General features: G+C 74.6%; 24 protein-coding genes. 17 read left to right on the forward strand and 7 right to left on the reverse strand.

All coding sequences use genetic code 11. From position 1 onward, the window contains the following. Positions 1 to 20: 20 nt before the first annotated feature. Positions 21 to 1,022 carry a slipin family protein gene (locus K1Y72_RS10960; RefSeq protein ID WP_258572276.1) on the forward strand — a complete coding sequence of 334 codons (1,002 nt, stop codon included), beginning with the start codon at positions 21 to 23 and terminating at the stop codon, positions 1,020 to 1,022. Between the two features lie 13 nt (positions 1,023 to 1,035). Here K1Y72_RS10960 and K1Y72_RS10965 read toward each other — a convergent pair whose 3' ends face one another. Next, positions 1,036 to 2,241 carry an MFS transporter gene (locus tag K1Y72_RS10965; RefSeq protein WP_220165756.1) on the reverse strand — a complete coding sequence of 402 codons (1,206 nt, stop codon included), beginning with the start codon at positions 2,239 to 2,241 and terminating at the stop codon, positions 1,036 to 1,038. Positions 2,242 to 2,307: 66 nt separating this feature from the next. Between K1Y72_RS10965 and K1Y72_RS10970 the strand changes: the two genes are divergently transcribed. Next, complete coding sequence (locus K1Y72_RS10970) at positions 2,308 to 2,802, forward strand: MarR family winged helix-turn-helix transcriptional regulator (protein ID WP_220165757.1); 495 nt, start codon at positions 2,308 to 2,310, stop codon at positions 2,800 to 2,802. Here the strand turns inward: K1Y72_RS10970 and K1Y72_RS10975 are convergent. Next, the gene (locus tag K1Y72_RS10975) at positions 2,799 to 3,725 is read right to left on the reverse strand and encodes an NADP-dependent oxidoreductase (RefSeq protein ID WP_220165759.1); all 927 of its coding nucleotides are present in this window, start codon (positions 3,723 to 3,725) and stop codon (positions 2,799 to 2,801) included. The genes K1Y72_RS10970 and K1Y72_RS10975 overlap by 4 nt on opposite strands. 107 nt (positions 3,726 to 3,832) lie before the next feature. Here K1Y72_RS10975 and K1Y72_RS10980 point away from each other — a divergent pair, with 107 nt between their 5' ends. The 5 genes from K1Y72_RS10980 to K1Y72_RS11000 all read left to right on the forward strand — a co-directional run bounded on the left by K1Y72_RS10980 (position 3,833) and on the right by K1Y72_RS11000 (position 6,734). Then, complete coding sequence (locus K1Y72_RS10980) at positions 3,833 to 4,234, forward strand: winged helix-turn-helix transcriptional regulator (protein ID WP_220165761.1); 402 nt, start codon at positions 3,833 to 3,835, stop codon at positions 4,232 to 4,234. 27 nt (positions 4,235 to 4,261) lie between these two features. Continuing rightward, the gene (sp36, locus tag K1Y72_RS10985; RefSeq protein ID WP_019633547.1) at positions 4,262 to 4,420 is read left to right on the forward strand and encodes a Sp36 family protein; all 159 of its coding nucleotides are present in this window, start codon (positions 4,262 to 4,264) and stop codon (positions 4,418 to 4,420) included. Next, positions 4,417 to 4,875, forward strand: a complete 459-nt coding sequence (locus tag K1Y72_RS10990) for a RidA family protein (protein ID WP_220165763.1) — start codon at positions 4,417 to 4,419, stop codon at positions 4,873 to 4,875. Before sp36 ends, K1Y72_RS10990 begins: the two co-directional genes overlap by 4 nt. Positions 4,876 to 4,972: 97 nt before the next feature. Then, positions 4,973 to 5,821: an NUDIX hydrolase gene (locus tag K1Y72_RS10995; protein WP_258572277.1), complete on the forward strand. Its 849-nt coding sequence runs from the start codon at positions 4,973 to 4,975 to the stop codon at positions 5,819 to 5,821. Between the two features lie 4 nt (positions 5,822 to 5,825). Further along, positions 5,826 to 6,734: an MBL fold metallo-hydrolase gene (locus K1Y72_RS11000; protein WP_443611877.1), complete on the forward strand. Its 909-nt coding sequence runs from the start codon at positions 5,826 to 5,828 to the stop codon at positions 6,732 to 6,734. Between the two features lie 22 nt (positions 6,735 to 6,756). Here K1Y72_RS11000 and K1Y72_RS11005 read toward each other — a convergent pair whose 3' ends face one another. After that, positions 6,757 to 7,443 carry a Crp/Fnr family transcriptional regulator gene (locus tag K1Y72_RS11005; protein ID WP_308287004.1) on the reverse strand — a complete coding sequence of 229 codons (687 nt, stop codon included), beginning with the start codon at positions 7,441 to 7,443 and terminating at the stop codon, positions 6,757 to 6,759. 321 nt (positions 7,444 to 7,764) lie between these two features. Here K1Y72_RS11005 and K1Y72_RS11010 point away from each other — a divergent pair, with 321 nt between their 5' ends. The 5 genes from K1Y72_RS11010 to K1Y72_RS11030 all read left to right on the forward strand — a co-directional run bounded on the left by K1Y72_RS11010 (position 7,765) and on the right by K1Y72_RS11030 (position 14,754). Next, on the forward strand, positions 7,765 to 11,481 hold the full coding sequence (locus tag K1Y72_RS11010) for a P-loop domain-containing protein (RefSeq protein WP_220165768.1): 3,717 nt from the start codon (positions 7,765 to 7,767) through the stop codon (positions 11,479 to 11,481). A 253-nt stretch (positions 11,482 to 11,734) separates the two neighbouring features. Continuing rightward, the gene (locus K1Y72_RS11015) at positions 11,735 to 11,905 is read left to right on the forward strand and encodes a hypothetical protein (protein ID WP_220165771.1); all 171 of its coding nucleotides are present in this window, start codon (positions 11,735 to 11,737) and stop codon (positions 11,903 to 11,905) included. A 59-nt stretch (positions 11,906 to 11,964) separates the two neighbouring features. Further along, complete coding sequence (gene nth / locus K1Y72_RS11020; protein ID WP_220165773.1) at positions 11,965 to 12,705, forward strand: endonuclease III; 741 nt, start codon at positions 11,965 to 11,967, stop codon at positions 12,703 to 12,705. Between the two features lie 62 nt (positions 12,706 to 12,767). After that, positions 12,768 to 13,430 carry an NUDIX hydrolase gene (locus K1Y72_RS11025; RefSeq protein ID WP_308287005.1) on the forward strand — a complete coding sequence of 221 codons (663 nt, stop codon included), beginning with the start codon at positions 12,768 to 12,770 and terminating at the stop codon, positions 13,428 to 13,430. A 127-nt stretch (positions 13,431 to 13,557) separates the two neighbouring features. After that, on the forward strand, positions 13,558 to 14,754 hold the full coding sequence (locus K1Y72_RS11030; RefSeq protein WP_220165777.1) for a MarP family serine protease: 1,197 nt from the start codon (positions 13,558 to 13,560) through the stop codon (positions 14,752 to 14,754). Between the two features lie 9 nt (positions 14,755 to 14,763). On the opposite strand, the gene K1Y72_RS11035 is transcribed toward K1Y72_RS11030, so the two are convergent. The 4 genes from K1Y72_RS11035 to acs form a co-directional block, all read right to left on the reverse strand. Further along, the gene (locus K1Y72_RS11035) at positions 14,764 to 15,225 is read right to left on the reverse strand and encodes a DUF309 domain-containing protein (protein WP_220165778.1); all 462 of its coding nucleotides are present in this window, start codon (positions 15,223 to 15,225) and stop codon (positions 14,764 to 14,766) included. Between the two features lies 1 nt (position 15,226). Then, entirely contained in the window at positions 15,227 to 16,150 is a 924-nt protein-coding gene (locus K1Y72_RS11040; RefSeq protein WP_220165779.1) for an alpha/beta fold hydrolase, read from the reverse strand. A 4-nt stretch (positions 16,151 to 16,154) separates the two neighbouring features. Then, a complete protein-coding gene (locus K1Y72_RS11045; protein ID WP_220165780.1) occupies positions 16,155 to 16,589 on the reverse strand; it encodes a phage holin family protein in 435 nt (144 codons plus the stop codon). A 237-nt stretch (positions 16,590 to 16,826) separates the two neighbouring features. Then, positions 16,827 to 18,797 (reverse strand): acetate--CoA ligase, encoded by a 1,971-nt coding sequence (acs, locus tag K1Y72_RS11050; RefSeq protein WP_220165781.1) that lies wholly within the window; start codon positions 18,795 to 18,797, stop codon positions 16,827 to 16,829. Positions 18,798 to 19,062: 265 nt separating this feature from the next. Between acs and K1Y72_RS11055 the strand changes: the two genes are divergently transcribed. The 5 genes from K1Y72_RS11055 to K1Y72_RS11075 all read left to right on the forward strand — a co-directional run bounded on the left by K1Y72_RS11055 (position 19,063) and on the right by K1Y72_RS11075 (position 24,868). Beyond that, a complete protein-coding gene (locus K1Y72_RS11055) occupies positions 19,063 to 19,854 on the forward strand; it encodes a Fic family protein (protein WP_220165782.1) in 792 nt (263 codons plus the stop codon). A gap of 39 nt (positions 19,855 to 19,893) precedes the next feature. Continuing rightward, positions 19,894 to 20,487, forward strand: a complete 594-nt coding sequence (locus K1Y72_RS11060) for a pentapeptide repeat-containing protein (RefSeq protein ID WP_258572278.1) — start codon at positions 19,894 to 19,896, stop codon at positions 20,485 to 20,487. Positions 20,488 to 21,346: 859 nt separating this feature from the next. After that, a complete protein-coding gene (ssd, locus tag K1Y72_RS11065; protein ID WP_220165784.1) occupies positions 21,347 to 22,378 on the forward strand; it encodes a septum site-determining protein Ssd in 1,032 nt (343 codons plus the stop codon). A 103-nt stretch (positions 22,379 to 22,481) separates the two neighbouring features. Continuing rightward, a complete protein-coding gene (locus K1Y72_RS11070) occupies positions 22,482 to 23,618 on the forward strand; it encodes a TadA family conjugal transfer-associated ATPase (RefSeq protein WP_220165786.1) in 1,137 nt (378 codons plus the stop codon). Beyond that, positions 23,615 to 24,868: a type II secretion system F family protein gene (locus K1Y72_RS11075; protein WP_258572279.1), complete on the forward strand. Its 1,254-nt coding sequence runs from the start codon at positions 23,615 to 23,617 to the stop codon at positions 24,866 to 24,868. Before K1Y72_RS11070 ends, K1Y72_RS11075 begins: the two co-directional genes overlap by 4 nt. Positions 24,869 to 25,081: the final 213 nt, after the last annotated feature.

The following is a 25,081-nucleotide window of genomic DNA, read 5'->3' on the forward strand; positions in this document are numbered from 1 at the left end:
GACGGAATGAGGTGACGGTAATGGTGGGCTTCCTCGTGGTCGTCCTGGTGATCGTCGTGGTGGGCGGGCTGATCGGCCTGGCCTCGTCGGTCCGGGTCGTCCAGCAGTTCGAGCACGGGATCGTGTTCCGGTTCGGGCAGGTGCAGCGCAACGGGCAGCTGCGGCCCGGCGCGGTGCGCACCCCCGGCCTGACGGCGATCGTGCCGTGGATCGACCGGATGCAGAAGGTCAACCAGCAGACGGTGACCATGGGCGTCCCGGCGCAGGACGGCATCACCCAGGACAACGTGAGCGTGCGGGTGGACGCGGTCGTGTACTTCCGGGTCGTCGACCCGATCAAGGCGATCGTCAACGTGCAGAACTACGGCTACGCGATCTCGCAGGTGGCGCAGACGTCGCTGCGGTCGGCCATCGGCCAGGCCGACATGCAGGAGCTGCTCGGCGAGCGCGAGAAGATCAACGGCCGGCTGCGGACGATCATCGACGAGATCACCCGCGACCCGTGGGGCATCCTCATCGAGCGGGTGGAGGTCAAGGACGTCTCGCTGCCCGAGGGCATGAAGCGCTCGATGGCCCGGCAGGCCGAGGCCGAGCGCGAGCGGCGCGCCCGCATCATCACCGCCGACGGCGAGTTCCAGGCGTCCAAGCGGCTCGCCGCGGCCGCCGAGATCATGTCGCAGGACCCGGCGGCGCTGCAGCTCCGCCTGCTCCAGACGGTCGTGGAGGTGTCGGCGGAGAAGAACAGCACGCTCGTCATGCCGCTGCCGGTGGAGATCCTGCGGTTCTTCGAGCGGGCCGCGGGCGGCGCGGCGGGCGCGGCGCCCGCCGAGCCGCGGACCGACCTCAGCGAGCGCCTCGCCAAGGCCGAGCAGGACCTCGCCAGGGCCGCCGAGACGACCCCGCCGCTGGAGGAGGTCGAGGACGTTCCGCCGGTGCTCGGCCTGGACGAGCCGCGCCGCCACCGCCCGGAACCGGTGGCGGACGGCGAGGCGCGCCCCGAGGTCGAGGGCCCGCGCGACTAGGCGGGCACGGCGTCTAGGCGGGCACGGCGTCCACCTCCGCGGCGGCTTCGAGCGGCCCCGCGAAGGTGCGGACGCCGGGCAGCGCGAGCACGCCGAGGCACGACCCGGCGACGAGCGCCGCCGCGACCGCCAGCGGGACGCCCGCGCCCCAGGCCGCCGCCGCGAGCGGCGCCAGCGCGTAGCCGAGCGGCATCGCGCCGAGCGAGGCCAGGAAGTCGTAGGAGGTGACCCGGGCCAGGACGCCCGGCGGCACCGACCGCTGCACGAGCGTCTCCCAGATCGGGTTCAGCACGCCGAGCCCGATCATCGCCAGCCCGTACGAGCCGATCGCGACCGGCGCGGGCAGCGGGACGGCGAACGCCAGCAGCGGCAGCGCGAACACCGTCAGCCCGGCGTTGGCGACGAGCACCGGCCGCCGGGGCCGCAGCCGCGCGGCGGCGAGCGACCCGACGACGAGGCCGGCCGCGCCCGCCTGGAGCGTCGCGACCCAGGCGCCCTCCCCGCCGAGGCGGCGCACCGCGATCAGCGGGCCGAGCGTCATCAGCACGGCGCTGGCGAAGTTCCACAGCGAATGCGTGACGAGGCTCGTCCAGTACCAGTCGCGGCTCCGCACCTCCGTCCAGCCTTCGGCGAGATCGGCGCGCAGGGTGCGGCGGGGCGGCCGGACGTGCCGCACCCGTACGCCGAGCAGCAGCAGCGCGCTCGCGGCGAAGGTCGCCGAGTCCAGCAGGAACGTCCAGCCGGGCCCGGCGGTCAGCACCAGGGCGCCGCCGAGCGCCGGACCGGCCAGCCGTGCCGCGCCGCCCGCCGTGGACAGCAGCGCGTTGGCGCGCTGGAGGCGTCCGGCCGGGACGGCGGCGGCCACCAGCGGGGAGATCGCGGGCGTGCCGAACGCCGACGCGGCGCCTCCGGCGAACTGCGCGGCCGCCAGGTGCCAGAGGCGCGGTTCGCCGCCGAGCAGCTCGACGGCGGCGAACGCCTGCGCGGCGCAGGCCGCGACGTCGGTCGCCAGGGCGACGGCGCGGGCGCTGAACCGGTCGGCGAGCACCCCGCCGAGCGGCATGAGCAGCAGCCGGGGCGTCATCGCGGCGGCGAGGACGAGGGCGAGCGCGCCGGTCGAGCCGGTGGCCCGCAGCACGGCGAGCGCGAGCGCGGCGGGCACGGCGGCGTCGCCGAGCAGCGACAGGACGCGGGCGGTGAACAGCAGCCGGAAGGACATGCCCGCAATGTACTTCTGCAAAGAACTATTCGTCAACGAACTATTCGTTGCCGATAGGCTTCCCGCATGGACGCGCGCGACCGGACCGACGAGCACGTGGACCGCTGGCGGCCGCTGCTGCCCGGCCTCGACCCCGACACCGAGGGCGCGGTGACCCGCGTCCACTTCCTCAGCCGCCACCTCAAGCAGGACCGCGAGCGCTACCTCGCGGACGCCGGCCTGCACCTGCACGAGTTCGAGACGCTCCACGCGCTCGTCGCGCGCGGGGGCCGCGCCGCCCCGTCCGCGCTCGCCGCCGATCTCGGCCGCCCGGCGAACTCGGTCACCGGCCGCCTGGACGGCCTGGAGCGGCGCGGCCTCGTCGAGCGCACCCCCTCGCCGACCGACCGGCGCCGCGTCGACGTCGCGCTCACCGCCGACGGCCGCGACGCCTGGCAGGCCGCGATGGACGCACTCGGCGCCGAGGAGGACCGTTTGTTCGCCGCCCTGACTCCCGACGAGCGCCGCCAACTCTCCGATCTGCTCCGCCGCATCATGCTCCGCGCCGAGGACCGCGACTAAGGGGCGAGGACGAGGCGGCCGCGCAGGCCGCCCTTGGCCAGCCGGGCGTGCGCCTCGGCGGCGTCCGCGAGCGGCAGGACGGCCGCGACGCGCGGCGTGAGGCGGCCCCGCGCCGCCAGGTCCGCCAGCTCGGCGAGCCGCGCCCCGTCCGCGCGGATCCACACCGGCGCGACGCGGATCCCGCGCAGCGGCGGCGGCACGGACGGCCCCGCGTTCACCGGCACGAACGCGCCGCCGGAGCGGACGGCGTCCAGCGTCCGGGCGCCGAGCATCGCCGCGTCCAGCGCGCCGTCCGCCCCGCCCGGGACGAGCGCGCGCACCGCGTCGCCGAGGTGCGCGCCGCGCGGCACGAACCACTCCGCGCCGAACCTGCGCACGACCTCCTCGTCGGCGGCGCCGGCGGCCGCGACGACCCGCAGCCCGCGCCGCGCGGCGAGCTCCACCGCGTAGCCGCCGACCGCCCCGGCCGCGCCGGTGACCAGCAGGGACGCGCCGGGCGGCAGGTCCAGCAGGTCCAGCGCCTGCGCCGCCGTCAGCGCGTTCAGCGGCAGCGTCGCGGCGGCCGCCGCGTCCAGGCCGGGCGGCGCGGGCGCCGCCGACGCGGCGTCCAGGACGAGCAGCTCGGCGTAGGCGCCGGCCGGGACGTCCAGCCGGTCGCGCAGGCCGATCACCTCGTCGCCCGCGGCGAACCCGGCGGCGCCGGGGCCGACGGCGTCGACGACGCCCGCCGCGTCCCAGCCGAGGCCGACCGCCGGGCGGTCCCCGAGGGGCAGCGCCCCGGAGCGGGTGAGCGCGTCGACCGGGTTCACCGCCGCCGCCGTCACCCGGATCCGCACCTGCCCGGGGCCCGGCTCGGGGTCGGGCACCTCGGCCGCCTCCAGCACCTCGGGTCCGCCGAAGGACCGCACCACGATCGCGCGCATCGCACGCCTCCTCGTCCAAGGGGTTCCAGGCGGCCCAGCGTGCGCCGGAACAGGGCGCCGCCGTAAGGAGTTACCTGCGAGTGCGTACGGCACCCCGAGGAGAGCCCATGACGACGATGAGCGCCGCGCAGCGCCGCGCCGCCGCCAAGGCCGCCCACACCGCCTACCTGGACGGCTGCCCCACGGGGCAACTGCTGGAGTTGCTCGGCGGCAAGTGGACGCCGCTGCTGCTGTTCGCCCTCGCCGACGGTCCCCGCCGCTACGGCGACCTCGCCCGCGCGGTGCCCGGGGCCAGCGCCAAGATGCTCACCCAGACGCTGCGCGGGCTGGAGCGCGACGGGTTCGTGGAGCGCACCGTCACGCCCGCCGTCCCCGCCCGCGTCGACTACGCCCTCACCGGCCTCGGGCGGCGGCTGCTCCCGCTCCTGGACGCCGTGCGCGCCTGGGCCGACGACAACCTGCCCGACGTGCACGCGGCCCGTGCCCGGCACGGGTCCGGCGCCGGCTAGGGCGTGCCACGCCCTAAGCTGGCGCCCATGAAGAAGTGGGAGTACGCGACCGTTCCCCTGCTCGTCCACGCGACGAAGCAGATCCTCGACAACTGGGGCCAGGACGGGTGGGAGCTCGTCACGGTGCTGCCCGGCCCGAACCCGGAGAACCTGGTGGCCTACTTCAAGCGCGAGCTGGAGCAGTGAGCACGCCCGAGCAGCGGCTCGCCGAGCTCGGCCTGGAACTGCCCGAGGTCGCCAAGCCGCTCGCCTCCTACGTCCCGGCCGCCGTCACCGGCTCGCTGATCTACACCGCCGGGCAGCTGCCGCTCGTCGGCGGCGCGCTCCAGGCGACCGGCCTCGTCGGCGACGCGGTGAGCACCGAGGAGGCCGCGGCCCTCGCCCGCGTCTGCGCGCTGAACGCGCTCGCGGCGGTGCGCGCCGAGACGGGCTCGCTGGCCAACGTGCGGATCGTCAAGGTCGTCGGGTTCGTCGCCAGCGCCCCGGGGTTCTACGACCAGCCCGAGGTCGTCAACGGTGCGAGCGACCTGCTCGGCGAGGTGTTCGGCGACGCCGGCCGGCACGCCCGCAGCGCCGTCGGCGTCGCGGTGCTGCCGCGCAACGCGCCCGTCGAGGTCGAGCTGATCGCCGAGGTCGGCTGACCGGGCGGCCCGCCGCCGGCGGTGGCGGGCCTTGACGGAACACCATTCGGTATGTCCGAATTGGCCGTCATTCGGATCCACGGTCAGGGGCGGGGCGATGGTGAACGGGCTGAAGCTGCCGGACGAGTTCCGCGCGAAGATCGAGGGACTGCGCGACGGCACGTTCACGCCCGCCGCCGCCCGGCACGCCGCGACCGTCGTGGTGCTGCGCGACCGCCCCGGCGGCGGCGTGCAGGCGTTCATGCTGCGCCGCGTGTCGTCGATGGCGTTCGCGCCCGGCGCCTACGTCTTCCCCGGCGGCTCGGTCGACCCGCGCGACGGCGAGGGCGAGCTCGGCTGGTCGGGGCCCGCGCCGGAGGCGTGGGGCGAGGCGTTCGCCGCGTCCCCGACGCTCGCCCGCGAGCTGGTGTGCGCGGCGGTCCGCGAGACGTTCGAGGAGACCGCCGTCCTGCTCGCCGGGCCGACCGGCGGGACCGTCGTGGACGACACCCGCGGCGACGACTGGGAGGCCGACCGGCGGGCGCTGCTCGACCGGTCCAGCTCCTTCGGCGGGTTCCTCGCCCGCCGCGGCCTGGTGCTCCGCTCGGACCTGCTGCGGCCGTGGGCGCACTGGATCACCCCGGCGATCGAGCCCAAGCGCTACGACACCCGGTTCTTCGTCGCCGCCATGCCGGCCGGGCAGCGCGCGCGCGACGTCAGCACCGAATCCGACCACGCCGCCTGGGTGGACCCGGCCGACGCCGTCGCCAAGGCGAAGGCGGGCGAGTGGTTCCTGCTGCCGCCGACCATCGCGACGCTCGCCGAGCTCGCCGGATACGCGACGGTGGCGGACGTCCTCGCCGCCCCCCGCGAGATCGTCGTGCACGAGCCGACCGGCGCGATCATCGATGGGGAGGCGTACCTGGTGCTGCCCGAGGACGCCGCGCACCACTACCCGCAGGGGTGACGCCGTGCGCCGGGACCACCTGAAGTACGCGCTGCTGCGGCGCGTCGCGGGCTCGTCCGCGCTCCGGCACCTGGAGCGCGTCGGCTGGAACCCGCTCCGCCACCCCGACCACGGCTCGGGCAGGATGGGCGGCATGAGCGAGATCGACGGGATGGGCACCGAACGGGCGACCTGCGTGCTGGCGCCCAACCCCTCCATGATGACCCTCGACGGCACCAACACCTGGGTCATCGGCGAGCCCGGCGCCGGCGAGGTCGCCGTCGTCGACCCCGGCCCGAAGGACCCCCGCCACCTGGAGCGGATCCTTGCCCGGGTCGGCGACCGGCGCGTCGGCGTCGTCCTGCTCACCCACCGCCACCCCGACCACTCCGAGGGCGCCGCCAAGTTCGCCCGCATGGCCGGCGACCACGTCAAGGTGCGGGCCCTGGACCCGGCGCACCGGCTCGGCGACGAGGGCCTCGCCGAGGGCGACGTCGTCACCACCGGCGGCCTGGAGCTGCGCGTCCTGGAGATCCCCGGCCACACCGACGACTCGGTCGCGTTCTGGCTGCCCGCCGACCGCGCCGTGTTCACCGGCGACACCGTCCTCGGCTACGGCACGACCGTCCTGGACGGCAGGCTGGGCGACTACCTCACCACCCTGGACAGGCTTCGCGCACTCGCCGGTGAGGAGGACGTGGCGACGCTGCTGCCCGGCCACGGACCGAAGATCGACGACCCGGCGGGCGTCCTCGACACCTACATCGCGCATCGCCGCGAGCGCCTCGCGCAGGTGGAGGAGGCCGTCCGGAACGGGGCCCGGACGGCGCGCGAGGTCGTCGAGACCGTGTACGCCGACGTCGACCGCAAGCTGTGGCCCGCCGCCGAATGGTCGGTGCAGGCGCAGCTCGACTACCTGGCCGAGCGCGGCTGACCGCCGCCCCGGCCCGGCGCCGCTACTTGGAGCGCTTGCGGAGCCGGTCGATGTCGAGGATGACGACGGCGCGCGCCTCGATCCGCAGCCAGTTGCGCTGCGCGAAGTCGGCGAGGGCCTTGTTGACGGTCTCCCGGGACGCGCCGACGAGCTGCGCCAGCTCCTCCTGGGTGAGGTCGTGGTGCACGTGCAGCCCGGCCTCGCCCGGCTGGCCGAAGCGCTCGGCGAGGTCCAGCAGCGCCTTGGCGACGCGGCCCGGCACGTCGGTGAACACCAGGTCGGCCATCACGTCGTTGGTCTTGCGGAGCCGCTGGGCGAGCGCGCGCAGCAGCTGCACGGCGACCTCGGGGTGCCCGGTCAGCCAGGGGCGCAGGTCGTCGTGGCCGAGGCCGGCGAGGCGGCACTCGGTCACCGCGATCGCGCTCGCGGTGCGCGGCCGCGGGTCGAACAGCGACAGCTCGCCGAACATCTCGCTCGGACCGAGCACGCTCAGCAGGTTCTCCCGGCCGTCCGGGGCGGTGCGGGTCAGCTTGATCTTGCCTTCGAGGACGACGTACAGGCGGTCGCCCGTCTCGCCCTCGTTGAAGAGGGTCTGGCCGCGGGCGAGGCGCACCTCGGTCACGTTGGCGCGCAGCGCCTTGGCCCCCTGCTCGTCCAGGGCCTCGAACAGCGGAGCCCTGCTCAGAACGTCCACGTCGCGGTCGGTCACGCTTCCTCCTCCAACACCTTCATACATAGTGTGACGTACGTCCCACCGCGCATGGGGAGGCGGGGGCACGGCGCGCCGGAATCGGAGACCGAGGGTCCCCCCTCCGCCCCCGGGCCGGGCGACGCGGTTCGCAGAGCCCTTCGAGAGTCGCCGGTCACCACGATCCTGCCTGGCCAGTCTACGGACTGGCGGGTATGTGCTGCTACGTCGCCCCTGCTCCAAGCGGCGGCATCCGTCCGGCCGCCGGGGTGGCCTTTCCGCCCCATTCGGGTCACCGCCGGGCCATGCTGTTCTTCGACGGGACGACGGGAGGGGGCGGGGATGGCGGCCTTCGAGCAGCGCGCCGAGGCCGGCCGCGACGCCTACGCGGCGGGCCGCGACCTGTACGTCGGCGCCGCCGTCCCGGGGCCCGCCCGCTCGGTCTACCGCGAGCAGGTCGAGCTGATCTTCCCCTGGGAGCTGGTCGGCCGCGCGGACGAGCTCGCCGAACTGGCCGCCTTCTGCCGCGCCGCGGGCGGCCCCGCCTACGCCTGGTGGCAGGGGCCGGCGTGGGCGGGCAAGACGGCGCTGATGGCGACGCTCGTCCTGCACCCGCCTCCCGGGGTGCGGGTCGTGTCGTTCTTCATCACCGCCCGCTACGCCGGGCAGAGCGACCGCAACGCCTTCCTCGACGTCGTCCTGGAGCAGCTCGCCGAGGCCGCCGGGCAGCCGGTACCGGCCGCACCGGACGAGGCGCGCCGCCAGGCGTGGTTCGGACGGCTGCTGAAGGACGCCGCCGCCGCGTCCCCCGAGCCCCTCGTCCTCGTCGTGGACGGCCTGGACGAGGACCGCGGCGTCACCGTCGGACCGTCCGCGCACAGCATCGCCGCGCTGCTCCCCGCCGTCCCGCCCCCGAACGTGCGGATCGTCGTCGCCGGGCGCCCGTCCCCGCCGGTCCCCACGGACGTGCCGGACCGGCACCCGCTCCGCGACCCGGCCGTCGTCCGCCGCCTGGCGCCCTCGCCGGAGGCGCGGGCCATCCGCGGCAACGCCGAACGCGAGCTGGAGCACCTGCTGTTCGGCCCCGACACCGACCGCGACCTGCTCGGCCTCGTCGCCACCTCCGGCGGCGGCCTGCGCGCCGCCGACCTCGCCGACCTGACGGGCGCGTCGGCGCGGCGCGTCGAGCGGCACCTGTCGGCGGCCTCGGGGCGCACGTTCACCCTCAGCCCCGGCCGCTGGATCCGCGCCGACCGCTTCTACCTGCTCGGCCACGAGGAACTGCAGGCCGCCGCCCTGGACGAGCTGAGCACCGCCGAGCAGGACGCCTTCCGCGCCCGCGTCCACGCCTGGGCCGACCGCGTGCGGGACGCGGGCTGGCCGCCGGAGACGTCGGAGTACCTGCTGCGCGGCTACTTCCGCCTGCTGCGCCAGCTCGGCGACCTGCCCCGCATGGTCGCCTTCGCGACCGACCCGGCCCGCACCGCCCGCATGCTGGAGGCGAGCGGCGGGGACGCGGCCGCCCTGGCGGAGCTGGCCGCCTGCCAGGAGGCCGTCCTCGCGCTACCGGAACCGGACGTGGACCTGATGCTCCGCATCGCGGTCGTCCGCGACGAGCTGATCGCCCGCAACCGGGGCATCCCGGCGGGGCTGCCGCTCGTCTGGGCCGAGATCGGCGAGGCGGAGCGCGCCTGGGCGATGGCCTCGGCCCTGTCCCATCCGTTCCGCAGGCTGTACGCCCTCCTGGAGATCGCGCGGATCACGGCGCGCAAGGATGCGGCCGTGGCCCGCCGCCTCGTCGGACGCGCCGCCTCGACTGTCAGGGCGTCTCCCTACGCATCGTCGATAGTGCTGGCCGACCTCGCCGAGATAGCGGCCGCGGCAGGCGATCGCCCGCTCGCACGGCGTCTCGCGGATGAGGTCGAGCGGGAACTCGCCGAGGGGAACACGGACGGCCCGTCCTGGTCCTCGGCGGCGCGTGCGATCGCCGCGACGGGTGATCAGGACCGCATCGAGCGGGCGCTCTCGGCGGCCGTCGCCTCGACGCGACCGGTCGCGCAAGCGGCATGGGACGCCCTCGTCGCCGCCAGGGCGCGGGTGGACCGGGACGGGCTCGCGGCGCTGGCCCGCGAGCACCATCGGATCGCCATCGCCCTGCTGAGGGACGCCGCATCGTCGGGTGATCTCGCCGGGACGGACGAAGCCGCAAGACTTCTCGAGGGTTTCTCCGAAGGCGGCGCGGAGGTCCGGAAAGAGATCGGCCAAGCGTTGCTGAGCGCGGCCCGGCATCCGCTCGTGTTCCAGGACCATGCCGAGGCGGCGGCCTTCCTGCGGCCGACTCCCCTCACCGGCGCGCTCTGGCGAACCAGGATCGCGATGCTCCGCGGCGAACCGGGAACGGCCGAAGCGCTGGCACGGAACCTGGACGATCCGCCGATCCGCGACGAGGCGTTCTCCCTCCTCGTGCAGATGCTGGCCGAGCGCGGCGATCTCACGGCGGCCGAGTGGCTGGCGGAAGAGATCGTCGAGCCGGAGCCGCTGGAGCGGGCGCTCGCCGCGCTGATCGTGGCGGGCGCCGGAAACGACCCGCCGGAAGCGGCGGACCGCGCTGCCGCCCTGGTCTATTCCGAGCCGCGCCACTTCGCGTACGTCGGTTTGGCGAAGGCGGCGGCGGCACGGGGCGGGCAGGACGAAGCGCTCGCGCTGCTCGTCTCTTCGCGCGCTCCCGTCAACCTCGTCAGAGCCGCTCGGGACATGGCGCGCGGCGGTCACCCGGATATGGGCGCCCGGCTCGCGTCGCTCATCGAGAAGCACGCGCGGTCGAGCGTCGATCCGAGGTGGAAGGCGCGGCTCCTGGCCCGGCTGGCGGGAGCCGTCGCCGCCACCGGGGACACCGCGTTCACGGGAGCCCTCGCCGACGCGGCGATCACCTTCTGCCCGAAAGGTGCTGCGACCGGCGAGACGGGCCTTCCCTCCGAGCCGGAGACGGACGGGCGTGAACCGCTGCCGTCATCGGGCGACCGCGCCTCGGCGCCGTTCCAGCTGGCGGAGTCCGTGCGGAACGAGCGCGCCTCGCTGCTGGCCGAGCTGGCGGAGTTCGATCGGGCGGCCGGGATCTCGATGGCATCGGCCGACGACGGGACTTCCCAGGACGATGCGATCACGGTTCTTCCGGGTCTCGTGGCCGATGCCGGGCGCTTCGGCGAGGCGCAATCGATGCTGTCGGCGCTCGGCTTCCCCCACCGGTACGAGAGGGCGATGGCCGGTGTGGTGCGCGCCCTTGCGACCGTCGGCGAGCACGGGTCGGCGAGGAAGGCGGCCGAGCGGATACCGGATCCTTCATGCCGCGCTGCGGCGTTCATGGAGGCGGCCGCCGGCACCGGCATGTCGGAGGACGCCCGTCACTACGCCTTCCGGGCCGAGGTCGCGGTAAGGGAAGTGGACGACGCCGTCCAGGCGACCCGGCTCCTCGCATCCTTCGCCCGGACGGCCGCCGGCATGGGCGACGTCGCACTCGCGGCGTCCTTCCTCGACTTCGCCGGCGCCCGGCGACGGCTGTCGCCTCGCGTCCTGGAGAGAACGGCCGGCACGTTGGTGGGTGCGCTCGCCGCCGCAGGATCCATGGCCGAAGCGGAGGAGGTCGCCTCGTCACTCCCCATCCCCGTCCCGACGAAGGCTCTCGCTGAACTGGCCCTGGCCCTGCACTACATGCGCGCTCACGACCGTGAGGCGGCCCGCCGTGCGCTCGCCCGCGCAGAGGAAGCCATCGAAGCGATGCTCTCCCATGAGGAACGCGCCGAATTCCTCATCCGCGCCGTCCACGTCCGGACCCTGGTCGACGGACCCGAGGCCGCCGCGTCCACCGCCGCACGGATCACCGACCCCGAACTCCACGCCCGCGCCCTCGCGCTGCTCGCGGACGCGTCCGAGCCGGACGAGGCGCGCCGCCTCCTCGTGCAGGCCCTGGCCGAAGCGCCGTTCACCACCTGCCTGCCGTCGGTGGCGCGGATCGCACCGGACACCGTCCGCGACATCGCCCGCCGCATGGTCCAGCCCTGAAGAAACCCCACAAAACGTCCCCCGGCCCCTCCGCCCGCCCGCCCCCAGCCGATGACCACCTGGTCGCCCCACGTCGACTTGCGGCGTGTTGGGCTATGGGAGCGCTCCCATAGCCCAACACGCCGCAAGTCGACGAGTGATGACCGGGCGGTCGCGCCGGTGGGCGATCCTGCCGGGGCCGTTTACCGTCCGTCCCAGAGGGCACGCTGCTCACTCGCCCGGAACGATCATTCGTCGAGGGGAGAACGAGAAGATGACGCACGAGACCAGGAGCGCCACCGCCACGGTTCCCGCGCCGCCGCAGCCCGGGGCGCCGCAGCCGGGGCCGCCGCTCGACCCGATACCCGGCCCGACGACGCCGCGCCCCGATCCGCCCGGCCCCGTCCCGCCGTCCGAGCCCGACCCGGCTCCCGAACCGGTCTGAGACGACGGGTGCCGCCGTCCGCGCGGACGGCGGCACCCGTTCGGCTCTAACCTGGCGACATGGCGAGGGAACCGAGTGCGGCGGCGCGGGCGCGCAAGTTCAGGAACGAGACACCGCTCGGGCGGGTCCGCAGGGCCCGCAAGATCGATCGGATCCTGGCCGGGACCTATCCGGACGCGCACGCCGAGCTGAACTTCGACGGCCCCTTCCAGCTCCTCGTCGCGACCGTGCTGTCCGCGCAGACCACCGACAAGCGCGTCAACCAGACGACCCCCGAGCTGTTCGCCGAGTACCCGACGCCCGACGACCTCGCCGCCGCCGATCCCGAGGACGTCGAGGCGATCCTGCGGCCCGTCGGGTTCTTCCGCGCCAAGACGAAATCGGTGATGGGCCTGTCGGCGGCGCTCCGCGACCGCTTCGGCGGCGAGGTCCCCGGCCGGCTGGAGGACCTGGTGACGCTGCCCGGCGTCGGCCGCAAGACCGCCAACGTCGTCCTCGGCAACGCCTTCGGCGTGCCGGGCATCACCGTCGACACCCACTTCGGGCGGCTCGCCCGCCGCTTCGGGTGGACCGAGGAGACCGACCCGGTGAAGGTCGAGCAGGTCGTCGCCGCGATGTTCCCGCCGCGCGACTGGACGATGCTGTCGCACCGCCTGATCTGGCACGGGCGCCGCATCTGCCACGCGCAGCGGCCCGCCTGCGGCGCCTGCCCGGTCGCCGACCTCTGCCCGTCCTACGGCACCGGCCCGATCGAGGCGAAGGCGGCGGCGAAGCTGGTCCGGGACCGCTCGTTCGCATGAGGGGCCGCGGCGGGAAAGGCGGTGGCGGGAAGGAACGGGACGCCGGGGGAGTTGGCAGAGACGTGACTCCGACCCCCAGCGCGCCGCCCGCGTGGCTCGACCGGTTCCGCGCCGAGGCGCCCCGCCTGGAGGCGCCCCCGCTCCTCGCGCCGCCGGCCGGCGCGGGCCGTCCCGCCGCCGTGCTGATCCTGTTCGGCGAGGGCCCCGGCGGCCCCGACGTCCTGCTCACCGAGCGGGCCGCGACGCTGACCAAGCACGCCGGCCAGCCCGCCTTCCCCGGCGGCCGCATCGACCCCGGCGACGACGGCCCGGTCGGCGCGGCGCTGCGCGAGGCGTGGGAGGAGACCGGCGTCCTCGCGGACGGCGTGCAGGTCCTCTGCGAGCTGCCCGAGCTGTACCTGAGCCGCAGCGAGCACCGGGTGACCCCCGTCGCCGCCTGGTGGCGCGAGCCGTCGGAGATCGCGCCCGGCCATCCCGGCGAGGTCGCCACCGTCGCCCGGGTGCCGATCGCCGAGCTGGCCGATCCCGCCCACCGGCTCGTCGTGCGGCACCCGTCCGGGCTGAGGCTCGGCCCGGCGTTCCGCGCCGGCGGGATGCTGGTGTGGGGCTTCACCGCGATGCTGCTCACCGAGGTCCTCGACCTCGGCGGCTGGTCGCGGCCCTGGGACACCGAGCGGATCGAGGACCTGCCGCCCGACGTCCTGGACCTCGCGGCCCGCGGCTGACCGGCCGCGCCCGGCCCCGCAAGGCCCCGCGCCGTCCCGCGGGTAGTCCTCCGCGGCTACCCGGATCGGCCCAATCCGGTACAGCGAGGGGACGTGAACCGGGCGTCGCGCCCTATACGGTGAAGCGGTGCTGGGCGACCACCTTCTCGACCTCATCCTGCTCGTTCTCGTCGTGCTGTTCGCGGTGTCGGGCTACCGGCAGGGCTTCATCGTCAGCCTGCTGAGCTTCGCGGGCTTCGTCGGCGGCGGCGTCATCGGCGTCCTCATCGCCCCGCCGATCGCCGAGGCGACGGTGAGCGGCACCGCCCAGCAGGCGCTGCTCGCCATCGTGATCGCGTTTCTGGCGGCGACGCTCGGCCAGCTCATCGCCTCCTCGGTCGGCGCGGTGCTGCGCAACCGGGTGACCGGCCTGAACGCGCGGTCGGTGGACGCGGCGGGCGGCGCCGTGGTGAGCTCGGTGTCGCTGCTGACGGTCGCCTGGTTCTTCGGGTCGCTGGTCGCCGACTCCGACATCCGGGTGGTGCACACCCAGGTGCGGTCCTCGTCGATCATCAAGGGCATCAACGACGTGATGCCGTCGGAGGCGCAGGGCTGGTTCTCCTCGTTCCGGGTGTTCGTCCGCAACAGCGAGTTCCCGCAGGTGTTCAACGGCCTCGGCGGCGAGTCGTTCACCGAGGTGCCGCCGCCCGACGACGCCATCCTGAAGACGCCCCGGCTGCGCGCCGCGGAGAAGAGCATCGTCAAGATCACCAGCGTGGCGTCCGGGTGCGAGCGCCGCATCGAGGGCACCGGGTTCGTCTTCGCGCCCCAGCACGTCATGACGAACGCGCACGTCGTGGCGGGCGCCGACGACGCCTCCAGCGTCCAGCTGATGAACGGCAGCAAGATCAAGGGGCATGTCGTCCTGTACGACCCGAAGCGGGACGTCGCGGTGCTGTACGTGCCGAGCCTGAAGGCCGCGCCGCTGAAGTTCGCCGGGACGGCGCGGGTCCGCGACGACGCCATCATCGCCGGGTTCCCGAAGGACAAGCCGTTCACCGCGCTCGCCGCCCGCATCCGCGCGATGCAGACGGCGCGCGGCCAGGACATCTACCACAGCGGCGAGGTCAACCGCGAGATCTACGCCCTGCGCGGCAAGGTCGAGCCCGGCAACTCCGGCGGCCCGCTGCTGTCCACCGAGGGCAGCGTGTACGGCGTCATCTTCGCCGCCGCGCTGGACGCCGACTCCACCGGTTACGCGCTGACCGCCGGCGAGGTGGCGTCCGACGCGCGCGCGGGCGCGGACTCCACCGCCCCCGTCGACACGGGCGCCTGCTCCGACTAGCCCGCGGCCCTATACGAGGCGGATCGTTCCGGACGCGTCCGGACGGTCGCGCAGCGCGCGCGCAGCCCGCACCACGCCCACCACGTCGATGCCGTAAGGCGGGTCGGCCTCGTATGCGGCGAGGTTGCCGGCGGCGCGGTCCAGCAGCGCGCGTGCGCCCCGCTCGTTGCCGCGCCGCAGATGGGTGAGGCCCACGGCGACCTGCGCCAGGGACCGCCACAGCTCCCGCTCCGAGTCGGGAGCGGCCTTCCACACGGCCTCCAGCACCTCGTGGGCGTGGAAGGGACGGTCCTCGTCCAGCAGCCGCTGCGCCTCCGCCAAGCCCTGCTCGGGAGTCAGGTCGAGGTCGTCGGGCATCGTCGGGACGCCCTCGGCGCCGTGCGGCAGCGGGCGTCCGTAGGCGTCGCGGGGACGGGCGTTGCGCGCGCGCCCCGCCGCGTCCCGATCGCGTCCGCCGCCGTCGCCGGGCACGTCAGAGCTCGGGCTCGGGGTCGGCCAGCCAGCCGAGGAGCCGCTCGTCGAAGTCCTTCGGCTGCTCCTGGTGCGGGAAGTGCCCGGCGCCCTCGATCAGCTTCCAGCGGTAGGGCGCGGCCACGTACCGGCCCGACCCCTGGGCGCTGGCGGGCAGCGTGCAGGGGTCCAGCGCGCCGTGCAGCTGGAGCGTCGGGACCTGGATCGGCTCGCGCATCCGGTGCGCGTAGCGGATGCCGTCGGGGCGCGGCCCGGACCGGACCAGCCAGCGGTGGTACTCCATCGCCGAGTGCGCGACGCCGGGCAGCCGCGCGGCCCGGCGGACCGTCCGCTCGGTCTCGCCGTCCGGCCATCCGGGCGCGCCCCACTCGTGCAGCAGCCGCCCGACGAACGCGGCGTCGTCGCGGACGAACCGCCGCTCGGGCCACATCGGCACCTGGAACCCGGCGGTGTGCCGGGACGCCCAGCCCTGCCGGAACGGGGAGGCGCGGACGGCCTGCCGCAGCCGCAGCGGGTGCGGCGCCGACACGACGCCGATCCGCTGGACGACCTTCGGGTGGTACACGGCCATCGTCCAGGCGACGAGGCCGCCCCAGTCATGACCGACGACGACGGCGTTGGCCTCCCCGAGCGCGCGCACGAGGCCCGCCGCGTCCGAGGCGCCCGTCACCAGGTCGTAGCCGCGCTGCGGTTTGTCGCTGCCGCCGAAACCGCGCAGGTCGACCGCCGCCGCGCGGAACCCCGCCTCGGCCAGCGAGACGAGCTGGTGGTGCCAGGACCACCAGAACTGCGGGAAGCCGTGCAGCAGCAGCACGAGCGGCCCGTCCCCGGCCTCGGCTATATGGAACCGGGTGCCGCCGGCGCTGACCGTGCGGTGCTTCCACGGGCCGCCGATCTCGACGGCGGCCGCGTCGTACCCGGCCATCCCGTCACTCCGTGAGGACGGGGGTGTCGTCCTGGTCGCGGCGGGGCCGCAGCGCGGCGAAGTCGTCCTTGAGCGTCCGGCGGGTGCGCTTGGCGCCCTCGATCTTGCGGATCCGCCAGTAGCCGATCGCGATCAGCGCGGCGGCGAGCAGCGCGTAGACGGCCGCGACGATGAGGAACGCCGCCCAGTTCCAGATCCCGAGCGCGGTCAGCCCGTAGGCGAACGCGATGGACAGCAGGATGACGATCAGGCCGCCGATCAGCCCGGCCACCGCGAACATCACGCCGCCGAGCGCGGCCTTCTTGGCGTCGTCCTTCAGCTCCAGCTTCGCCAGGTCGATCTCCGCCCTGACCAGGCTGGACACGCTGCTGGACGCCAGCGCCACCAGCTCGCCGAGCGACTTCTCCCCGGCGGGGTCGTCCGGCAGTGCCTCCGACATCTCACCCTCTCCTTCCGTGCGCCCGGCCCCCATGACCGCTGCGGTCACTCTCTCGAATTGTTCGGGGTCGGTATAGGCCAAACCGCCGATCAGCAGTGAAACGGTCGATCTGCCGCCTACGGCGGCGCCCGCCGAACCTATCGGCCGCCGCTCCGATGATCCCTTACGAGGGTGCCGGCGGACGCGCGCGGGGGTCCGGCCGGGCGGCCGGACCCCCGCGCGGGCGGTGCGTGCGGATCAGTCCTCGGGCTTGGCGCTCGCCTGCTTCTGCGAGATCAGGTCCATGACGGTGCTGTCGGCGAGCGTGGTGACGTCGCCGATGCCGCGGTTCTCGGCGACGTCCCGCAGCAGCCGCCGCATGATCTTGCCGGAGCGGGTCTTCGGCAGCTCCGGCACGATCATGATCTGGCGGGGCTTGGCGATCGGCCCGAGCGAGTGCGCGACGTGGTTCCGCAGCTCCGCCGCGAAGTCGTCGCCCTCGACCTCCTCGCCGGCGCTGCCGCGCGGGATGACGAACGCCACGATCGCCTGCCCCGTCACCGGGTCGGTGGCGCCGACGACGGCCGACTCGGCGACCTTGGGGTGCGACACGAGCGCCGACTCGACCTCGGTGGTGGAGATGTTGTGGCCCGACACCAGCATCACGTCGTCGACGCGGCCGAGCAGCCAGATGTCGCCGTCCTCGTCCCTCTTCGCGCCGTCGCCCGCGAAGTACACGCCGGGGAAGCGCGACCAGTACGTCTTCACGAACCGCTCGTCGTCGCCCCATACGGTGCGCAGCATCGACGGCCACGGCTCCTTCAGCACCAGGAAGCCGCCGCCGCCGTTCGGCACGGGCGCGCCCTGGTCGTCGACGACGTCGGCGACGATGCCCGGCAGCGGCTTCATGGCCGCGCCCGGCTTGCCGGCGGTGACGCCCGGCAGCGGGCTGATCATGATGGCGCCGGTCTCGGTCTGCCACCAGGTGTCCACGACGGGGGTGCGGCCCGCGCCGATGTGCTCGCGGTACCAGACGTAGGCCTCGGGGTTGATCGGCTCGCCGACGCTGCCGAGCAGCCGCAGCGACGACAGGTCGCTGCGCGCCGGGATGTCGTCGCCCCACTTCATGAACGTGCGGATCGCGGTCGGCGCGGTGTAGAAGAGCGTCACCCCGTACCGCTCGATGATCTCCCACCAGCGGCCCTGGTGCGGGGTGTCGGGGGTGCCCTCGTACAGGACGCTGGTCGCGCCGTTGGCGAGCGGCCCGTACACGATGTAGGAGTGCCCGGTCACCCAGCCGATATCGGCCGAGCACCAGTACACGTCGGTCTCGGGCTTCAGGTCGAACACCGCGTGGTGGGTGTAGGCGGTCTGCGTCAGGTAGCCGCCGGTGGTGTGCAGGATGCCCTTCGGCTTCCCCGTCGTCCCCGACGTGTACAGGATGTAGAGGGGGTGCTCGGCGTCGTGCGGCTGCGCGGCGTGCTCCTCGCTCTGCCGCTCGACGACGTCCTCCCACCACACGTCGCGGTCGTGCCGGGCGACGTCCTCGCCGGTCCGCCGCACCACCAGGACGTGCTCGACGCTCGGCGTCCGCTCGACGGCGGCGTCCACCGTCGGCTTCAGCGCGGACGGCTTGCCGCGCCGGTAGCCGCCGTCGGCGGTGATGACGAGCTTGGCCTGCGCGTCGTCGATGCGGGTGCGCAGCGCCTCCGCGGAGAACCCGCCGAACACCACCGAGTGGGTCGCGCCGATCCGCGCGCACGCCAGCATCGAGATCGGCAGCTCGGGGATCATCGGCAGGTAGATGGCGACCCGGTCGCCCTTCTCCACACCCAGCTCCACCAGCGCGTTCGCGGCCTTGGCCACCTCGCGCTGCAGCTCGGCGTAGGTGATGGTGCGGGTGTCGCCCGGCTCGCCCTCCCAGTGGTAGGCCACGCGCGCGCCGAGGCCCGCCTCGACGTGCCGGTCCACGCAGTTGTAGGCCACGTTCAGCTCGCCGCCCACGAACCACTTCGCGAACGGCGGGTCGCTCCAGTCCAGCACCTCGTCCCAGGGCTTGGACCACTCCAGCCGCTCCGCCTGCTCCGCCCAGAAGCCCAGCCGGTCCGCGGACGCCTGCTCGTACGCCGCCGCGGTGACGTTCGCGGACTCTGCGAGTTCGGCCGGCGGGGGGAAACGCCGCGCCTCCTTGAGGAGGTTCGACAGTGTCTCTTGGCTCTTCTCGCTCATGCGTACTCCTCGCTCAACACAACATGAAGCCCGGAGCCCACTCCACCAAGGGATCCGCCCGCGGACAAGCGGGCCCTCGCGCGGCCGGGCGGGGGATGCCGGGCGCTCCACACTTCCGAACGGATGCTATGTGATGCCCGACACAGCGGGCCTTCCCAGGTCGGACCCCGCGGAATCCGCCCCGCCCGGGTTACGGGGCCATCTCCGTTTCGGGGGTTGTCGCCCCGGGACGCGAGCGGTAGAAGCGACCGCATAAAGTTCGGCCGTGACCGATGCCCTTGCTTCTGTAGCGGACCTGCCCGGAGTGGCCGACGCCGTCGCCGACGCGCGCAAGGCGGTGGACCGCCTGCTCGGCCACCGCATCCTGCGCCGCCGCAGCGCCGACGTCTCCACCGAGTCGGCGCTGCGCGGCGCACGCGCGTCGGCCGTCCTGGAAGGCGCCTCGGTCACCCTGGACGAGCTGCGCACCACCGAGCACCCCACCGACCCGGCCGTGCAGGGCGCGCTGCGGGTGTCGGCCGAGCTCGGCTCCCTCAGCGAAACCTGGCGGCAGGCCCCCCGGCAGGTGCTGGCCCGCCTGCACGTCCTCGCCGCCGCCGACGCGGTGGACGCCGGGCCGCTCGGCCGCCCGCGCGAAGCGGGCACCGGCGTCGAGGACGTCCTCGGACTGCCGGCGCCGCCGTCCCCCGAAGAGGTCGCCGGACGCCTGGACATGCTGTCGGAGCTGCTCGTCGCGCCGACGAAGGCGCCCGCGATCGTCACCGCCGCCGTCGTCCACGGCGAGCTGCTGACGCTGCGCCCCTTCGGCTGGGGCGACGGCATCGTCGCCCGCGCCGCGCAGCGCCTCACCCTCATCGCGCGCGGCCTCGACCCGAAGTCGCTGACCGCGCCCGAGACCGGACACCTGGAACTGTCGGAGCAGTACGCCGAGGCGATCCGCGGCTACGCCGCCGGCACTCCCGAGGGCGTCGCGGCCTGGGTGCGGCACTGCGCCGCCGCCACCGCCGCCGCGGCCCGCGACTCGCAGGCGATCTGCGAAGCCCTGATGCGCGGCTGACCGCCCCGCCCGTCGGACCCCTGCCGTAGCGTCGGCCCCATGAGCACCCCGATCGAGACGACGATCCGCGCCGCCGACTGGGACTCGCGCGACCTGTCGGGCGAGGTCCACGAGGCCGTGGAGTTCGTGGACGTCGACATGACCGAGGCGACCGGGACGGGCGCGGCCTTCACCGGCTGCGCCTTCCGCGGCGTGCGCTTCAACGCCTCCGTCCACATCGACGCGGCGTTCGTGAACTGCACGTTCGTGCGCTGCAACTTCTTCGACGCGACCTTCACCGGCTGCAAGGTCGTCGGCGCCACGTTCGACGCCTGCGCCCACGACCTGCTGAAGGTCTCCGGCGGCGACTGGTCCTTCGCCGACCTGCGCGGCGCCGACCTGCGCCGGGCCGCGTTCGAGAACGTCCGGATGCGCGAGGCCGACCTCACCGGCGCCGACTGCGGCGGCGCCCGCTTCGCCCGCGTCGACCTGTCCGGCGCGCTGCTGCACGGCGCCCGCTTCGCCGGCACCGACCTGCGCGGCAGCGACCTCACCGCCTTCGACCCGCGCACCATGGAGCTGCGCGGAGCCGTGATCGACCCGCTCCAGTCCATCGTGCTGGCCACCGCCCTGGGCCTGGACGTCCGCGACTGACCCTTCAGGAGGCGGCGGCGCCGCGAAAGATGCGCTCGGACACGCGGAAGGTGTGCTCGGACACATAGCGGCGGCGCCCCGCCAGGGACGCCGCCTGTCACGTCACACCGGGTTACCAAGCGTGCACCTATGATCCGTCGGACCGGGTCAAGCCCGTCTCGACGCGCCTCCCGCGGCTGGTCGCGCGTGGGTGCCCGGGTGCCGTGCGCGGACACTGGGTCCGTAGCACCTGTCTACGCCTCGTCATCGCAGATGGCAAGCCCTGCGATCGGCAGGGAACGGTTACCCCGGGGCCATCCGTGACCGATGCGCGAAGCGAACCTTGCGGTGCCCTTGACGCCGTGGCGCGCCCTTTACCGCGCCCCGCCGCAGCTCACTCCCTGTGATCGCTTCTTTTCCCGCGCGCCGGCCCTCGATCTTCACTTCTCCGTCGCGGCCGCCGTTCCGGTCGCCGGTTTTCTCTCGCGCGAGGGAGCGAGGAGTGCCATCATCGCCACCAGATGAAAAAAACGTACGTCCCGGGCCGACCGAGCCGAACGATGCAACTCTCAACGGACCTTGTGTCGCCCTAGACTGATGGCAGTGCCTTTGCGGTCCCTATAGATCGGACTGGACCGCCCGCACGGATGCTCGACTGAAGCTTTCTTGGATAAACGGGCCGGCTCTACCCCCCCGGAGCCGGACCGTTAGGCGACCCCCGCTATCCCCCCCGGCGGGGGTCGCCCTATGCCCGGAGGCGGGAGGCGGCCGCACCGGCCGCCGCCCGCCGGGTTATCCACAGGTCGCCCTTCCCCTTCCCGACGGCCCCGGCCGCCGCGCATCCTGAGAAAAGACCCAGGTGAAGAAGGGAATGTTCGGGATGACCATCGCGGCCCTCATCATGACGTCCGACGCCGGTTTGGCCGACGACCTCCTCCGCCTCGCCGCCGCGGCGAGCACCCCCGTCGAGCTGGCGGGCGGCGCACCCGAGGCACGGGCCCGCTGGCCCGGCCCGCCCCTGGTCCTGGTCGGCGCGGACGCCGCGTCGTCCGCGGCCGTACTGCCGCCCCGCCCGGGGGTGGTCCTCGTCTCGCGCGATCCGGACGACCACGCCCGCGCCGCCCGCGCCGGCGCCCAGGACCTCGCGGTCCTGCCAGGCCATGAGGACTGGCTCGTCGAACGCCTCGCCGCGGCCGCGGAACCGCCCGCCGCGCGAGGGCCGCTCGTCTGCGTGCGCGGCGCCCGGGGCGGTGCGGGCGCGAGCGTCCTCGCCACCGCACTGGGCCTCGTCGCCGCCCGCGCGGGCCTGCGCACCCTGCTCGTCGACGGCGACGCCCACGGCGGCGGCCTGGACTCCGTCCTCACCCTGGAGGACCGGCCGGGCGTCCGCTGGCCCGACCTCGCCGCCAGGCGCGGCCGGCTCCCCGCCTCCACCCTCCGCGAGGCGCTGCCCGCCCTGGGCGACCTGTCGGTGCTGTCGTGGCGGGCCGCCACGCCCGTACCGGTCGCCCCCGAGGCCGCCACGGCGGTCCTGGACGCGGCGGTCCGCGGCTACGACCTCACCATCGCCGACCTGCCGCGCCATCCCACCGACCTCGGCCTGACCTGCCTGCGCCGCGCCGACACCGGCTACCTGCTCGTCCCCGCCGAGATCCGCGCCGTCCTCGCGGCCGGACTGATGGGCGGCACCGACCGCCTCATCGTGGTGCTGCCGGGCGCCCTCGCCCCGGAGAACATCGCCCGCGCCCTCGCCCTCCCGCTCACCGCCGTCTACGAACGCGACCGCCGCCTGGCGGCCGCCGTGGACGCCGGGGAGTTCCCCCGGGCGCTGCGCCGCGGCCCCCTGACCACCCTGTGCGAGCACCTCCTCTCCTCCCTGCCGGCCGCTTCCGACCACCGCCAGGCCGCCTGACCCGAAACCGACAAGACCGAGCGGACGCCCCGGCCGGCTGGTGAGCAGCCGGCCCAGGCGAAAGGCCGCGTTCCGGCGGCGTGACATGACGTGGAGGTGCGGCATGACGGATCTGTCCGAGGCGGTGCGCGGTCGGCTGGTCGCCGGCGGCGGAGCCGAGGCGACGGCGGGCCGGGTGGCGGCGGCCCTGCGCGCCGAACAGGGGCTGCTCGGCGACAGCGAGATCCTCAGCCTGGCCGCGGAGATGCGCGCCGAGTTCGTCGGCACCGGCCCGCTGGAACCGCTCCTCGCCGTCCCTCATCTGACCGACGTCCTGGTCAACGGGCCGGACGAGGTCTGGATCGACGCGGGCGACGGGCTGATCCGCACGTCCGTCCGCTTCCCCGACGAGGCGTCCCTGCGCCGCCTGGCGCAACGGCTCACCGCCGCCGCGGGGCGCCGCCTGGACGACGCCTCTCCCTGCGCCGACGCCCGGCTGCCCGGCGGCATCCGCCTGCACGCCGTCCTGCCGCCGGTCTCGCCCAACGGCACCTGCCTGTCGCTGCGGCTGCCCCGGCGGACGGCCTTCACCCTCGACGAGCTGGCGCCGCCCGCCGCCGTCCCGCTCCTCTGCGCGCTGGTCGAGCGCCGCCTGGCCTTCCTCGTCACGGGCGGCACGGGCACCGGCAAGACGACGCTCCTCGCGTCCCTGCTCGGCCGCGCGGGCCCGAGCGAGCGGCTGGTCCTCGTCGAGGACTCGGCCGAGCTGCAACCGTCCCATCCGCACGTGGTCCGGCTGGAGACGCGCCCGCCCAACGTCGAGGGCGCGGGCGGCGTGACGATGCACGACCTCGTCCGCCAGGCCCTCCGCATGCGTCCCGACCGGCTCGTCGTCGGCGAGGTCCGCGGCTCCGAAGTCGTCGATCTCCTGGCCGCGCTGAACACGGGTCACGAGGGCGGTTGCGGCACCTTGCACGCCAACCGCGCGGTCGACGTCCCGGCCCGCCTCGAAGCGCTCGCGTGCGCGGCGGGCCTCACCCGCGAGGCCGTCCACAGCCAGCTCGCGGCCGCCCTGCACGTCGTCGTCCATCTGACCCGGGAACCGTCGGCGGGCCGCCGCATCGCCGAACTCGGCGTGTTCCGCCGCGCAGCGGACGGCCTGGTCGAGGTGGTCCCCGCGCTCACCCTCACTCCCGAAGGCGACCTGCTCCCGGGTCCGGGCGCGGCCGTTCTCGCCCACCGGCTCGGCGGCACCCCATGACCGCCGGGCCGCTCTCCGGACCGGTCGCCGAGCTGGCCGCCGCCTGCGCGGCCGTGGCCGCCTGGCTGGCCTTCACACCGCCCCCGGCCGTCCAGCGCCTCGATCGCCTCCTGGGGACGCCGCCCCTGGGTCCGGGCGATCTCGTCACTCCGGTCCTCGTGCGGGCGCGAGCGCTCCGCGAGCACCGGCGCCGCCCGGACCTCCGGCGGGCCGCCGTCATCGAACTGTGCGACGCCATGGCCGCCGAGCTCACCGCCGGGCGCACCCCCGACGAGGCGTTCGCCGCCGGCGCCGAGGTCCTTCACCCTTCCATGGCCGCCGCCCTGCTCGGCCCGCCACTTCCACCGGCCGGGCCGTCCGCCGCCCAGCGCGGTCCCACCACGCCCTCACCGCGCAACGGGAAATCCTCTGCTTTCCTCGAGCAGGACCGAAGCCCGCCGAACACCACAGAACTCGGCAGCACGAGCCTTCCTGCGGAAGGCAATAGCGCCGGGCCACGCCCCACAGGTTCCAGTCGCACTGAAGAAAGCACACTGCACCCCGCCGTTTCCGCTTTCACGGGGTCCTCGTCCTCCGCGAGCCCGCTCCCTGAATCGAGTGATTTCCTCTCGGGTTCACCGCCCCGAAAATCCGGCCAGAAAGACACGTACGGGGGCAATGCGGGAGGGCATGTCTGGTCGGCCTTGACGGCGAATGCCGCCATCCCATGGCCGGCCCACAGCGATCCCGGATCCCGCCCGGCAAAAGCGGCCAGTATCGATGCCTCCGAACCTCGCGCCGGCCAACCCGTTTCCACCGGTATCGAGCACTACCCGCCCACAGCCTTCCCCGAGCCCGCCGCCAAAGCCTTCTCGCAAGAAGAACCGACCATCGGGCACCTGCTCCGCCTCGCCGATGAACCAGGAGCGGAGGGCCTGCGCCTCCTGGCGGCGTGCTGGCAGGTGTGCGCGGAGCGAGGCGGCGCGCTGGCGACCGTCCTGGAAGGACTGGCCACGGCACTGCGCGCCGAGGAGGCCCAGCGCCAGGAGGTCGCCACGCAACTGGCGGGCCCGCGCGCCACCGCCCGCATGGTCGCGCTCCTTCCCCTGATGGGTCTCGGGCTCGGCGCGGCCCTGGGCGCGCACCCCTTGGCCTTCCTTCTCGGCACGCCGCCCGGCTGGGGCTGCCTCGTGGCCGGAACGGCCCTGGACCTCGCCGGACTCCTCTGGACCCGGCGCCTCGCCCGGAACGCCGAGACGCTCCGCGGCTGACCCCGGAGACACCATGACCTCGCTGCTCTTGGCCGCCGCCTGCGCGGCCCTCACCGCTTGCCTGATCCTCAAGCCGCCCGAACCTCCACCGGCCCGCCGCCCACGCCCCGACACCCTCCGGTCCCACTCCACAGCACGTCCCGAAGACCCCTCACCCCTCAGCACCGGGGAAGAGGCCGACCACCGGGACGCTCACCATCACTCCCGCGCAAA

Origin of the sequence: Actinomadura parmotrematis, from assembly GCF_019458805.1 — a bacterium.
Taxonomy (GTDB): Bacteria; Actinomycetota; Actinomycetes; order Streptosporangiales; family Streptosporangiaceae; genus Spirillospora; species Spirillospora parmotrematis.

Bases quoted from the DNA above. Each gene is read 5' to 3' on its own strand.
- K1Y72_RS11040 (WP_220165779.1), bottom strand. From the start codon at position 16,150: ATGGCCGGGTACGACGCGGCCGCCGTCGAGATCGGCGGCCCGTGGAAG.
- K1Y72_RS10995 (WP_258572277.1), top strand. From the start codon at position 4,973: ATGGTGAACGGGCTGAAGCTGCCGGACGAGTTCCGCGCGAAGATCGAG.
- sp36 (WP_019633547.1), top strand. From the start codon at position 4,262: ATGAAGAAGTGGGAGTACGCGACCGTTCCCCTGCTCGTCCACGCGACG.
- K1Y72_RS11070 (WP_220165786.1), top strand. From the start codon at position 22,482: ATGACGGATCTGTCCGAGGCGGTGCGCGGTCGGCTGGTCGCCGGCGGC.
- acs (WP_220165781.1), bottom strand. From the start codon at position 18,797: ATGAGCGAGAAGAGCCAAGAGACACTGTCGAACCTCCTCAAGGAGGCG.
- K1Y72_RS10965 (WP_220165756.1), bottom strand. From the start codon at position 2,241: ATGTCCTTCCGGCTGCTGTTCACCGCCCGCGTCCTGTCGCTGCTCGGC.
- K1Y72_RS11010 (WP_220165768.1), top strand. From the start codon at position 7,765: ATGGCGGCCTTCGAGCAGCGCGCCGAGGCCGGCCGCGACGCCTACGCG.
- K1Y72_RS11015 (WP_220165771.1), top strand. From the start codon at position 11,735: ATGACGCACGAGACCAGGAGCGCCACCGCCACGGTTCCCGCGCCGCCG.
- K1Y72_RS11075 (WP_258572279.1), top strand. From the start codon at position 23,615: ATGACCGCCGGGCCGCTCTCCGGACCGGTCGCCGAGCTGGCCGCCGCC.
- K1Y72_RS11045 (WP_220165780.1), bottom strand. From the start codon at position 16,589: ATGTCGGAGGCACTGCCGGACGACCCCGCCGGGGAGAAGTCGCTCGGC.
- K1Y72_RS10975 (WP_220165759.1), bottom strand. From the start codon at position 3,725: ATGCGCGCGATCGTGGTGCGGTCCTTCGGCGGACCCGAGGTGCTGGAG.
- K1Y72_RS10960 (WP_258572276.1), top strand. From the start codon at position 21: ATGGTGGGCTTCCTCGTGGTCGTCCTGGTGATCGTCGTGGTGGGCGGG.
- K1Y72_RS11060 (WP_258572278.1), top strand. From the start codon at position 19,894: ATGAGCACCCCGATCGAGACGACGATCCGCGCCGCCGACTGGGACTCG.
- K1Y72_RS10980 (WP_220165761.1), top strand. From the start codon at position 3,833: ATGACGACGATGAGCGCCGCGCAGCGCCGCGCCGCCGCCAAGGCCGCC.
- K1Y72_RS10970 (WP_220165757.1), top strand. From the start codon at position 2,308: ATGGACGCGCGCGACCGGACCGACGAGCACGTGGACCGCTGGCGGCCG.
- ssd (WP_220165784.1), top strand. From the start codon at position 21,347: ATGACCATCGCGGCCCTCATCATGACGTCCGACGCCGGTTTGGCCGAC.
- nth (WP_220165773.1), top strand. From the start codon at position 11,965: ATGGCGAGGGAACCGAGTGCGGCGGCGCGGGCGCGCAAGTTCAGGAAC.